The organism is Paenibacillus liaoningensis, assembly GCF_059609455.1.
The window spans coordinates 81,964-94,831 of sequence record NZ_JCAALU010000010.1 but is presented as its reverse complement, the minus strand read 5'-3'; the positions used below and the strand labels follow the sequence as shown (position 1 = coordinate 94,831).

At 45.8% G+C, this 12,868-nt stretch carries 10 protein-coding genes; 1 reads left to right on the top strand and 9 read right to left on the bottom strand.

From position 1 onward, the window contains the following. Positions 1 to 11: 11 nt before the first annotated feature. The 8 genes from AC6B99_RS16310 to AC6B99_RS16275 form a co-directional block, all read right to left on the bottom strand. Positions 12 to 1,844: a glycoside hydrolase family 35 protein gene (locus AC6B99_RS16310; RefSeq protein ID WP_496663752.1), complete on the bottom strand. Its 1,833-nt coding sequence runs from the start codon at positions 1,842 to 1,844 to the stop codon at positions 12 to 14. After that, a complete protein-coding gene (locus AC6B99_RS16305; protein ID WP_496663751.1) occupies positions 1,844 to 3,295 on the bottom strand; it encodes an alpha-L-fucosidase in 1,452 nt (483 codons plus the stop codon). Before AC6B99_RS16305 ends, AC6B99_RS16310 begins: the two co-directional genes overlap by 1 nt. Beyond that, positions 3,292 to 4,326, bottom strand: coding sequence for an asparaginase (locus AC6B99_RS16300; protein ID WP_056032412.1), 1,035 nt, complete (start codon positions 4,324 to 4,326; stop codon positions 3,292 to 3,294). Before AC6B99_RS16300 ends, AC6B99_RS16305 begins: the two co-directional genes overlap by 4 nt. 33 nt (positions 4,327 to 4,359) lie before the next feature. Beyond that, the gene (locus tag AC6B99_RS16295; protein WP_496663750.1) at positions 4,360 to 5,085 is read right to left on the bottom strand and encodes a copper homeostasis protein CutC; all 726 of its coding nucleotides are present in this window, start codon (positions 5,083 to 5,085) and stop codon (positions 4,360 to 4,362) included. Positions 5,086 to 5,488: 403 nt separating this feature from the next. After that, complete coding sequence (locus AC6B99_RS16290; RefSeq protein WP_494863589.1) at positions 5,489 to 6,400, bottom strand: Rpn family recombination-promoting nuclease/putative transposase; 912 nt, start codon at positions 6,398 to 6,400, stop codon at positions 5,489 to 5,491. A gap of 183 nt (positions 6,401 to 6,583) precedes the next feature. Next, on the bottom strand, positions 6,584 to 8,650 hold the full coding sequence (locus tag AC6B99_RS16285; protein ID WP_056032421.1) for a stalk domain-containing protein: 2,067 nt from the start codon (positions 8,648 to 8,650) through the stop codon (positions 6,584 to 6,586). Between the two features lie 227 nt (positions 8,651 to 8,877). Further along, entirely contained in the window at positions 8,878 to 10,122 is a 1,245-nt protein-coding gene (locus AC6B99_RS16280) for a macrolide family glycosyltransferase (RefSeq protein WP_496663749.1), read from the bottom strand. 311 nt (positions 10,123 to 10,433) lie between these two features. After that, positions 10,434 to 10,883 (bottom strand): hypothetical protein, encoded by a 450-nt coding sequence (locus AC6B99_RS16275; protein WP_056032426.1) that lies wholly within the window; start codon positions 10,881 to 10,883, stop codon positions 10,434 to 10,436. Between the two features lie 264 nt (positions 10,884 to 11,147). On the opposite strand from AC6B99_RS16275, the gene AC6B99_RS16270 reads away from it, so the two are divergent. Next, positions 11,148 to 11,768 (top strand): nucleotidyltransferase domain-containing protein, encoded by a 621-nt coding sequence (locus tag AC6B99_RS16270; protein ID WP_496663748.1) that lies wholly within the window; start codon positions 11,148 to 11,150, stop codon positions 11,766 to 11,768. A 222-nt stretch (positions 11,769 to 11,990) separates the two neighbouring features. Here the strand turns inward: AC6B99_RS16270 and AC6B99_RS16265 are convergent, their stop codons facing one another. Then, complete coding sequence (locus tag AC6B99_RS16265) at positions 11,991 to 12,809, bottom strand: methyl-accepting chemotaxis protein (RefSeq protein ID WP_496663747.1); 819 nt, start codon at positions 12,807 to 12,809, stop codon at positions 11,991 to 11,993. Positions 12,810 to 12,868: the final 59 nt, after the last annotated feature.

Genomic DNA, 12,868 nt, shown 5'->3' with positions numbered 1-12,868 from the left:
TATTTTCCAGTCTAGCCGCCCAAATCCGGGGTATCTACAAACGTTACGCTCCGATTGGCCGTTCCATGCAGCTCGAATAGAACAATGACATTTTCACCCTGGCGTAAAAGCGGTGCTGGCACATACAGCGTTTGCTGCGGCCCTTTGTCCCAATATCTTCCCAGATTGAACCCGTTTACGAAGGCAACGCCCTTCGTCCAGCCTTCCAGCCGCAGGAATGTATCCTGCACATCGTCTACCTGAAGAGTCCCACGGTAAAAAGCAGGAGACGTCTGCGCAGCGGCAGTGCTGTTACTGGTTTTAGTGCTGGTACTAGCGTTGTCACTAGAGCTGAAATTAGTGCTAGCGAAGGCATCGGTGATCTCAGCCGCAAATTGCAAAGGCGATAAATCATCAAGCGGCAGACAATGGATCGTCCAGTCATATAAAAATTGAAAGCCAAAGCGGACGCCCTCCGTAATGCCCTTCGGGTCTCTGAGATACGGGCCATAATTGATCCGCCCCATATTTTCAACGAGAATCGCAATTTCGGCCCCTTCTGCTGGCACCTCGAACGACACCGTCTGCTCCTGATTGCCGCGCTCCAGCACACCTTCCAGCTTTCCATCCACAAATACTAGCGCACGATCGCGTACCTCCTGCACGACAAGCTCCTGTTTTTCCCTCGGCCCCGATATCGTTGTCTGGTATAAAATGAATCCATAATCCTGACCGAGCTTCTCCATCGGTTCGGGATTCGTTCGGCGAATCGGCGCAGACAGCCGATCTAACTGCGAGAGCAATTCTGCCTGCTCCGTCATTTCCACCTGACCGTATGCCCTTCTGCCAATAGGCTCTGGCAGCTTGAGCTCCCCAAGATTCATATAGCGGTCGATGACAGCTCGCACCGCATAAAATTTATCTGTCAGATCACCCGATTCGCTTAAGAGCGAGTCATAATCATAGCTCGTAATCGTCGGCTCATATTGATCCTTCTGCTGGCAGTTCGCACCATTATAGAAACCGAAGTTCGTTCCGCCATGGAACATGTAGAAGTTGACCGAAGCCTTCTCCTCCAGCATTTCCTCGAATACGCTCGCCACATCGCCTGCATCTCTAGTATGGTGCTGCTCTCCCCAATGATCGAACCAGCCAATCCAATATTCCATGCACATGACAGGCTGGTCTGCCTGATATTCACGCAACTTCAAAAAGGCCCCCTTCACGCCGGAGCCAAAATTCACAGTAGAAAGCTGTCCCGCCACCGATCCGCCTTGCAGCAAAGAGTCAGTAGGCCCATCAGAGGTGAACAGCAATACATTCATCCCGCGACGAACCATAGCTTGACGCAAATATTCCAAATAGCTGGCGTCGTTGCCATAGCTTCCGTATTCATTTTCAATTTGCAGCGCAATAATTGGCCCGCCGTTTGTACATAGGAGCGGCTGTAATTTGGGCAGCAGCACATCGTAATAAGCGTCCACCCGCTCCAGAAATTTCTCGTTATAGCAGCGAAGCTTAACCTCGCCATCCGCCAGCAGCCATGCAGGCAATCCGCCAAACTCCCATTCCGCGCAAATGAAGGGGCTTGCTCGCACAATTACGAGCAAACCCATCTCCCCTGCTGTCTGAATAAAACGCTCCAAATCCGCCATGCCATCAAAACGGAACTGTCCTGGCTTGGGCTCATGAAAATTCCACGGCACATAGGTTTCTACGGTATTGAAGCCGCAAGCTTTCAGCTTTTGCAGCCGGTCGGTCCAATATTCGGGGACGATTCTAAAATAATGCAGAGCTCCTGATAAAAGCTGTATCGGTTTTTCATCATAAAAAAACTGAGATTGCCTGCATTCAAAAATCGCCATTAAACAGCCTCCCCTTGATTGCTCAAATGAACACCCAGCCCAGACAAAGTAGGACACCATCTCGATCGTTGCACGGTGAGACGAATTTTCCTCGCGATTATCGGTTCGAAGCAGCAAATGCGCTTATAGCCAACAACCGTTCCTTCATATAAAAGCTTCCAGTCTTCCCCATCAAGGTATTCCACCTGAAAACGTTCAATTCGTTGTCCCGTCTTAATATGCTCCTTGAGCACGATTCGGTCAAAGCGCTGCTCTTCCTGCAAATCCAGCTCTATCCAAGCTTGCTCCGTCCCTTCGCGAGGACACCAGAACGTATCCGAATCATCGTTCAACAGCTGTGATGCCGCGTGATTGTCGTCCTTGGTTTCCGATGCTCGTATTTCCACCTGCTCTTGTGCTGCCAAATTATGCGCAAAGGTGCTGCGCAAAGCGTCGCCGAGCTGCTGTAAGCGCTGTATATCATGCTCATGAACAAGACCGCGCTTATCCGGTGGAAGATTCAGCAGGAAGGTCGCATTGCCGCCAACCGAGCCATTATAAATGCCTAGAAGCTCTTCCAGCGATTTCACCTGATCATCCTCAGCTTCATGGTAAAACCAGCCGGGTCGAATCGATGTATTCACTTCCGCTGGGTACCAGATTAATTCGTCGTACTGCTTGACGATCTCTCTGCTGCCTAGATCACTTTCCTGCGAATTGATTCGGGTTGCAAACTCGCGATCATCCGCTTGCTGCGATTGCTCTTGAATTTTTTCATTATCCTGCAAATGGGCCGGGACGACGCTCCATTCTGAAGCCCTTGTATGCCCTGCTTCATTGCCGCACCAGCGCACATCGGGGCCGCAGACAGAAATAACAGCATTGGGCTGCAGCTCGCGAATGACCGCATAGTAGCCGTCCCAATCATACACCTGCCTTTTGCCATTAGGCCCTTCCCCGCATGCACCGTCAAACCACACGCAAAAAATATCTCCATAATTCGTCAACAGCTCTCTGAGCTGATTTTTGAAAAATTCATTATAACGCTCCGAATCTCCATAGGAGGCTTCATGCCGGTCCCATGGCGACAAATAGACACCGAACTGGATTCCGCCCTTTCGGCATGCCTCGGCTACTTCCCGCACCAAATCGCCGGAACCCTTTTTCCAAGGGCTTGCCGCTACCGTATGATCCGTATACTTGCTAGGCCATAGGCAGAAACCATCGTGATGCTTGCAGGTTAAAATTAACCCCCGCATCCCAGCGGATTTGCAAGCCTCTACCCATTGATCAGCATTAAGCTCCGTCGGGTCAAAAATCGCCGGGTCCTCATTGCCGAGGCCCCATTCCTGATCCGTAAAGGTGTTTACCGTAAAATGAATAAACGCATAAAACTCCAGTGACTGCCATTTAAGCTGACGTTCTGACGGCGACACGCTTGCCGCCGATTCTACCCACTGCGCTTGGTTCATTGGGACCGCCTACCTTTCTCGACTCGATTCAGTTGAAATACCGCTTTATTGGTGCCTACTAGAAGGCCGCTGTCGTTTTTAAGCTCCCGCGACGCAAGCTGGTACATTAAGTCAATTGTAACGCGATTGCTATAATTTATCTGCTCCAAAATGGAAGCAATAATGAGCGCCCATTCCTCCTCAGAGCCGTCCAGCACCTTCAAAGCGAACGCCACTCTTTCCTTGCGAAGCGCGAACCCATAGATGCCTTTGGCACCGCCCTTCGCCACGATATTGCTATCCTTTAACAGATTGGAGCATATGAACCAAGGGGCCGAAACCATATTATGGTTTTCGTTCATCAGCCTTCCTACTTGCCCAGCTGCCTCTCGCGTTCGCTGATCTTCCAGCAAATCCGGGCAAGCAAGCTTTAGGAACATGGCCGCTATTTGCCGCAGGGGCAGCGCAAACACCGGAAAGCCGCAGCCATCCGTGCCCAGCTGGATTTCTTCCACTTTCGCCCCTGAGAATTCAGCGATTGTCTGTAAAATCTCTCTCTGCGCTGGGTGCTCCGGGTCCGCATATCCCTCTAGTGGATATCCCTTTGCTTGGCATAACGCGAGCACGCCTAAATGCTTGCCTGAGCAATTGTGATACAGACGACGCGGCGGCTGACTATGGAGCAGGAGCGTATCGCGTGCTTGCATACTTAAAGGATACGTTTCGGAGCAAATCAGACAACGTTCCTCTATTCCTATTTTGGAAAGCATCGCTTCCAGCGCTTCTACCTGATAAGGCTCAGCACGGTGCGAGGCTGTCATCAGTGTTTTTTCTGGTTCCGTCAAGCTGTAAGTATCAGGAACGCCATGTATAAAGGCTGGAATTGCCTGAAAAGGCTTGGCCGCAGAGCGCATATAGGACACCCATTCCGGGTCGCCCACACGATAAATGACCTTACCCTGATCATCGATTCCGCAAATGTGACCGTGATGAATATTTTCAAGCGTGCCGCCTCTATATTCCTCTACCAAATGTGGTGCCATAATCTGCATAACCGCATCACCTCTTGTTCTATGATTAGGGAATTAAAAGTTGTGAAGCTCTTTCGCTGCGTTTACAAGGTGCTGCTTTGCTTTTGCTACTAAATTCGAATCAACAGGTGAGTGAAAGCTGCCATCGCGGCGCACTCCTGAACCAAAATGCAATTCCGTAACGCCTGTATGCAGGACGAAAGGATGGATTTTATCTAAGATCAACCCTGCTCCGGCCATTACTGCAACGTTGCGTTCCCCACCTCGTTTGGATAGTTCCTTTAATTCGTTCATTGCCTCTAAGGCAGTGCTCTTGCCACCCGATGTGAGTACCCGTTCAATCTGGGAAAAAGCGCTTATGGCGTCTAACGTTTGGGTCAGGCTAGCACTCTCATCAATCGCCCGGTGAAAAGTAACGCCTAATTCTTGAGCTTCAGCCAAGCACTCCTGCAGCAGCGCTAGATCCGCTTCGCCCTTAGCTGTCAAAGCACCTATAACGATGCCGGATGCTCCTAGATCGCGAGCTATATGAATATCTCTTTTCATTGCCTTCCTGTCGTCCTCGTTGTAGCAGAACGATCGGCTATGCGGCCGAATCATAACGTACACTGGAATCGAAACACTGGAAACTACTTGCTCGATAATACCGAAGCTAGGCGTGAGCCCGCCTTCCGACATAGCGCAAACCAGCTCGATGCGATCCGCACCACCCGCTTCTGCCGCTTTCGCGTCTGCCTCATCCACTGCAATTACTTCTAATAAAGACTGCCTACTTGTCATAAAAACACCGCCTTTCTTTTTCACACTGGTCACTCACCCCAGTCACCTTGGTCAAGATCTATCCAAAGCCAGCTTCCAAAAAGCAATTCGATCCCTATCCACGTATAGGTTAAATTAGTGATAGCTGTTGAACGCAAAATACTTGTTATTTTTGTTATGTAAAATATAATAATCGTTATGTACCATCAGTCTAATAGGTTACGCTGTAAACGTCAATTAGAAGTCATTAATTGTTTGAGGACCCCGGTTTAAATTTGCGGGAGGCCCTACCCGCTCATTCCCCTTTTATATGAATGTGCAACTACAAATAGTGCGCACCCAAAAGGATGCGCACTGCATTTTTCATGTTGAATTAGGCTCAAAATCTAGAACTAGGGAAACAGCCTTCAAGAACAATCTTTATTTACTTTATTAAATTGGCAATCTCCTGCTCCGTTAAACCCGTAGCTTTGGATATCGTTGCAATGTCCAGATTCAGGCGCAACATATTTTCTGCCACTTCCCTAATGCCCGTCTTCATACCCTCTTGTAGGCCTGCCTCCTTACCCGCCTTCATACCTTCCTTCATACCTTCCTCCATGCCTGCCTTCATGCCCGCCTTCATGCCCGCCTGCATCGCGCTTTCCATCATGGATGCTTCATCATGCAAATACTTCTGTCTGGCCTCGTATAATCGTCTGGCTTCTGAATCCTGGCTCAAATATTGCAGCGTATCCATCGCCTTCTCCAAGCTCGGCTCATTCATTTTCAGCACCTCCCATTGTGATGTATGGGCCCCTTTCAAAAACAGCAGCCAATTAATCAACCCGCCCTCTGATGGAACGATTCGCTCACTCAGCTTAGGCAGTTCTAAGAAATGAACCTCAATATCGTCAATTAAGGCTATTCCTGTCTTATCTTCACGCAGATGAAACACATTATGGTATTGATCGTTCTTCAGGAACGAATAGTTTAAAATGTTGATCGTCACGCATTTCTTAAGCTCCGGATATTTATCGCCCTCACTGAGTTGACTCGCATACCGTTTGCTCCAATAAAACAGGGTTCGTTTCTCTATGTCGTACTTATTGAAAAGCTGCATCTCGATATCAATTAGTTTGCCTTCCGAGGTCTTGGCATAAACATCAAAAATGGACTGTTTATCGAGTGGATCGTCTTTATCCGTATACGGATTCATAAGAATAATTTCAGTCAGCGGAGTTTCTCCAGCTTCAATAAATATACTGTTCAGAAAAGCTAACAACACATCTTTATTGTTTTCACTTCCAAATATCCGTTTGAATACAAAATCCACACGCGGGTCCAACAAATCCATCGGCATCAGCTCCATTCGTTATTATTATATCATTTTTCCGTTTATTTGAACCTTGCAAAAAGGTGTAGAACAGCTCTTACACGCTGCCTCATCAAGTATGGCAGTTCCAAGTAGGCTGCGCACCTCTTGCCGCTACAATTGTTTGTTTGGCCTCAACCATCAAGCCCAAATATGGAATAAAACTTATTTGTTTAACAGTATAGTACTAGCATCATCGATATCGTACAGCTTGCCCTTATTACTATTCACAAGCTGAATAATTTGCTTATAGGCTGATCCGCTTTTTGGAGCTATTGCATCTAGGACAACCTTATTCGTTTTCAGCTCGGCAATTACCTGCTTAAGAGTGAAGCTGGATTTTGCTGACGTGGTGCCTTTATCGTGAACAGAGGCATCCGTTATAAAGATGATCCTTTTGGCATTCGTTCTGCCCGATAGCTTGTTCATTGCCATATAAATAGCATCGAGTCCCGACTCAGGCTCGTCCCCTCCTCCGGCAGCTTTTAATTGATCTAAATTAGTCTTTAACTCGTTTTTATTGTTGGTAAAAGAATAAAATTCTAGATTTTTGTTTTGATCAACATAATTAATATCCCGATAAGCAACAATTGCAAAATTGGAGCCGGCTGGAACAGAATCCACAAAACTTTTAACCGTTTCTTTTATATAATCGATGACCCCTCCCATACTGCCTGTAACGTCTATGACAAAAACAATATCCGTAGGAGCGGTAATGCCTTTCGATATTTTTGTTAAAATAGGCGAAGAACTAGTCGCGTCAGATTCCGCCTCCTTCTCACTTTCTACAGTTGTAGAGATAATCGGCTCACTCTGAAATACAACAACTGAATTAGCTGCCACGTTCCACTCTACCAATCCCCCTAGTGCCTCGCTAACGAATCGAACAGGAACCATTGTGGTTCCATTGATTAGTTGCGGTGCTGCGCTCAAAGTTATAGCCACACCGTTCACATAGGCAATGTTGGAGCCAATCGTTAATACGATGGTTTTTCCTTCTTTCGTTGCCGTAACGGTTTGAGTGGTGCTGTCCCATTCCACTTTTGCCCCCAGCGATTCAAAAATGGACCTGAACGGAACGAGTACATTCCCATTTGTATTCACTGGAGCTTGTGCATAAGCTTGCATATATCCTGAAATAAACACTTTAATATGTTTAGCTTCATTGTTAATCGGAACGAATATAGGTAGAGAAGCTGCCAATCCACCTGATTGATTAATGGTTTTCAAATAAACATAATATCCGCCTGAAGGCAGTCCAATCTTCCTCAGTGAATAGGTTGAAGTACTGCCGGCTTTAACTCTGATTCGCTTAACGACCTCACCACTTGCATTTTTGACCATTAAATAGGAAGTGTAGGCTGGTTGTTTAGCCTGAATGGTTATTTTAACCGTAAGCGTATAATTTTTGTTCAGCGTAATAGAGCCAGGGTAGCTTTCGCCCCCAAGCAGTTGAAATTCTGGTTCAGCCTCTGTACCTGTAGATCCAGTACCACCCGAGACAGGACTCTCCCCTGTTTCTCCAGATGGAGGATTCACCGTCGTTCCTCCAGAAGCAGGCTGCTCTGTTGTCCCGCCAGATATCGGCTCCTCTATTGTCCCACCAGAGGATGATTGGGTACCCGCGATTGAAGTTTCAGGGAAATAAAAGTATATTTCCTCATCAGCTCTAGGTGCCTGGCGTTTTGCTAATATGGTAATGGTATAATTCTCATGGTTAAAAGTGAACTCCGAGTTGGGAACCTTGTTTCCGTCTATTTTGAGAACGACTTTTTTACTCGAATTTATAATATATTTTGTAGTTAGTTTAAAAACCCTTGTTGAATCATCCCCATAGGAGAGAGCAATTCCTATATAAGACCCTCCCGAAATCCCTTCTTTCCATTCATAGGTCGGAATGATTGCGTATTTTATTGAAAGCTCTGATCCCGGATAAGGTGCTTTATTAAGGGTAATGGTGTAGCTCTCATAATCAACCGTATATTCCTCAGGTTCAATTTCTCTGGCATTGATAAACAGACGCAGCTTGGTATTACTGGCCGTAATTTTATTGGGAGTCTCGAATTTAAATACGCGGTTTTGTCCGTCTCCATCTTCCAGGATATTAACGAGGTAATCGTTTTGCCGATACTCAAACGGGGTATAGGCACTCGCCGTCCCTGTCCAAGACTCTAGTCCTCCGGCAAACATAATAAACACCATAAACAACAAAACCATTTTTTTAAAATTCATACTCTCTCACTCCGTTTTCGTAAGACATGGTGGGTTCATAATCTGCAGCTTATTCCTTTAAGTGTAATGATACTCACTTTACCATATATAACGGAGTTTTTATAGTAAAATATCCCTGAATTGTAGTAGTGATTTGGATTTTACCTAAGGGCTCTCCTAAATTACCATCAACATCCATTAAAACGCAAAAAAGAGCACCTGATACCGTGCTCTTTTAATAGCTTTATTTATTCAAGCGAAGAGCTGGCTGCGGTCGATAACCGCCGATTGCCCAAAAAGCTCCCAATGGCAGCAGCCGCCTGCTTATATCCACCAGCCTCGCGCAGCGTTTCGCCAATCACGCCAGCCTGCTCCCGGTAGGAGGCATTGCCGAGCACCTCTAATACAGCGTTCCTCAGCACCTCGGGCGTGAGGTTGTTCTTATCCACGATTACTCCCGCTCCCAGCTCCTTCACGCGGCTTGCTACACGAGGCTGATCAGAGGTTAATGGGAGCATAATCAATGGCACATTATAATACAAGGCTTCGCTTGTACTGTTCATGCCCGCATGTGTCAGAAAAGCATCTACACGCTGCAGCACTTCCAGCTGGGGAACATAGGGCCTTATGATGAAATTGTCAGGAATGAGATCTGCCACTGGCTCTAAATCGGTATCTTTCCCCGATGATAATATAAACTGTACAGGCAAATCATGAAAAGCGGTAAAGCAGAGCTTATAAAAATCAAGGTCTTTATTTAAAATCGTTCCCATCGAAATGTAAACCGTCTGTTTATAAGGAGCATGAAGCGGCTCATAGGCAAAGGCTGGCGCATCCTTGCGCGTTATAATAGATGGGCCGGTGAACACAAAGCTGTCATCCAGCGTGTCACCCATCGGTTGAAAATAACGGCTTGTATAGACAATCTTCAATTGTCCTGGATGTCCGGCAAGTTCATCCAAGGAAGGGGCAGCCACATTAAACTGGGCAGCTAGTTGCTGCGACAATTCCATGATGCCGTTATAAAGCTCCTTGACCTCATCATCGTCATCGTCCAGTTTATTGCCCGATCCAAGCAGCTCTACAAAAACAAAGGTAGTCGTCGAGCAAACCGTTGGTATACCCAGCTTTTCACCTAAAATTTGTCCTCCCCAGCCTATTAAGGAGTCAAAAATGATATAATCATAGGTTTCATTTTCAGTCAGCTTCAGAACATCCGGAATAAATCGCTGAATAATATGTTTTAAAATCATATATATAAATTGATAGGGATGCTTGATTTCAAAAGGCTTCATATCAGGGTTATTCATCAGGGTTGCCTCGTTGAACGAGTAAGCTCTAAATTGCACACCGATCTGTTCAATCTTCGTCCGGTATTTCTCCGTACAACAATAGACGACTTCATCGCCGTTCTCTACCAGCTCCTTGATCAATCCCAATGAGGGATTGATATGCCCTTCTGCAGGCATCATTACCACTAATACACGTGCCAAGTATTCCACCTCCAATAAAATTCCAATCAACTAATCGTGGGGACATTCTATCCTAATCTTTCAGACTCTACGGGATAAGCGACGTACTGAAGCTTTCGCTTCTATGGATATTTTATACATTAATACCATTTTTGTAAATAGTATGTCGTTTTTTGTTTTTACGAAAGGAACAGGCGCAACGAAAATATGCAGGCTATTTGCTTAAAATAATAAAAACTCTACAACCTCAAGGAGGCTGTAGAGTTTCTAATAGTGGAGACAGGAGCAATTAAGTCCATAATGTCTACCGTTATTTTACAATGACTGGCTGGTCACGGTACCCAAACATCCCTTTTGTAAAAGGTTACGCTGTAAGCTGCCGTGTCGCTGTAGCGTCCATCTTTGCTTATTACTTTAAAATATACATTATCGTAGTCGACAAGAACCGTATCCGTTCCTGACGTATTCGTAGAAGAAGCTACCAAATTCCCTGCACTGTCATAGGCGTATAAATCGTAATCATAGCCGGAAGGAGAACCTAACACGACAGATTTGCCATGCCCTCTGAATGTAAAGTAGTCCACATCTGTCGGGGATGATAAATAGGACCAAGCGCTTCCCCCCCAGTATGACGGGCCATAGGGAGTAGCCACCGTTTGCGTTGGAATTTTATACGCTGTGCTTAAAGTATCATTCGACTCGTAATTATCCGCCCAGGCGGCACCCGCAATCGATCCTGATAACAGCGTTAGCATAATAGCGGAATACAATGTTTTCTTCATTTCATTCTCCCTCCATTTCTTTTGATAGATTAGCACGCCAATAAGGCTTCAAGCTTTTTCCCCGTTCTTAGAAACGTCTGCTCAGAAAAAGCCCCAAACCACCCCCTATCAAAATATGGAATTAAATTGATTATAATGTAAACGGATACAAATTGTCCACTTTTTTCTCCCTCACTCAACCTCTATGAATTGACAAAGGATATTCGAGATGATAAGTTGGCGTAATACCCATTTTGATGGGTCATATTATAAGGGGTGTTTGCTATGTTTTTACCTGTGCACAAACGATTCCTCAATCAAGCAAAGGAAAAACTCAGTCAAGATCAACGAGTTCGCGGCCTTCTTGCCGGCGGCTCCATGATGACGAATACGATGGATGAGTATAGCGATCTAGACCTAATCATCGTTTACGACTCAGCCTACCAGGAGCAGATGATGAATCAACGGCTTCTCATCGCTGAAGGCTTGGGCAAGCTGCTGTCTGGATTTACAGGTGAACATGTCGGAGAGCCTCGCGTGGTGATTTGCTTATACGGGCCAGAAGCGCTGCATGTCGATCTTAAATTCGTCACATTGGAAGAGCTTGAAATTCGAATCGAAAACCCTCTTATTTTATGGGAAAAGGATCAGGAAATCAGTCACATTTTTGAAAAAACCGCTCCCTCTCATCCGTACCCGGATGCCCAATGGATAGAGGACCGTTTCTGGGTGTGGGTTCATTACGGCGCAGCGAAGCTAGGAAGAGGAGAATGGTTTGAATTAATCGACCATCTAACCTTTATTCGCAGCGCTGTCTTAGGTCCGTTGGTATTAATGAAAAACGGGCAGCTTCCTAGAGGCGTTAGAAAATTGGAACAGTATGGCATCAATGAAATAGACAACTAAAAAAGACGATTCCTTCGCACCATTTCGAAAGCTGCTACCATGCATTAAAAAGCACAATCGATTTATATAAACGCTTGCGTCAACAATCGGATACACTCGTTTTAAAAGAAGAAGCCGAGCAAGCTTCTATAGCTTACCTTGAAAAGATATATGCTTCTTCGGAGCATTAGAAAGCAAAAAGAGCACCTGATACGGTGCTCTGCTCTTTTTCATGATGATGGGTTATAACTTCTTTGCGAATTGATTAAGCTGCTCCGACATGCGATGAACCTCTTCAATAAAGGTCAAAACCTGCCGGGAAGATATAGCCTGCTGATCCACGATGGATGTCATACTTTCAATAGATAAACGCATGCCGTTTATTGCCTCTTCGAATGTTTTCAGAGTATGCTGAATCGCGTTTGTTGAGGCAACCGTCTCATTGGACAATTTCCGTATCTCGCCCGCTACAATGCCGAATCCTTTTCCTCGATCCCCTGCATGTGCTGCTTCAATCGCCGCATTAATGCCTAATAAGTTCGTCTGGTCCGCTACTTTTCTGACAATTGCTACAACTTTACCCGCTTCATCTACCTGCTCTACCGTCTGATGGGAGAGGGAAAGAAGCTGCTGGGCAGACTCAGCCAGTGTAAGCGAGCTATCTGCAACTTGCGAGAGCTGATTGTTAGCTTGCGATAATGAAAATGAAATTTGGTCCGCAATGGCTATTAATTCGCTCTGTTTTCGAAGCTGAATTGCTATTCCTCCGATTACATTGCCTTTGGAATCATGAAGCGGTGTTGCCGTCCCAATAAATTCAAAACCATAAAAGGTGGCAGGAACTTCTGCCCTTAGCGCTACATTATTCCGAATCGCATGCATTAGCGGTTCCTCGTGATGCAACGATTGGCCAACACGTATGTGCAAATCAATATTTTCGCCAGCCCAATAAGCAATAAATTTTTCTGTATCACAAATAGCAATCGATAATTCCGCAGGAACTGCCGCTTTAAAGATAGGAACCATGGTAATCAAAGCTTCAAGAGATTCTATGCTGTTCATTTTGGTGTTTCCCCTATCTATGTCTGTATATAGAAGCTTTAGCATTTTAAATATATCGC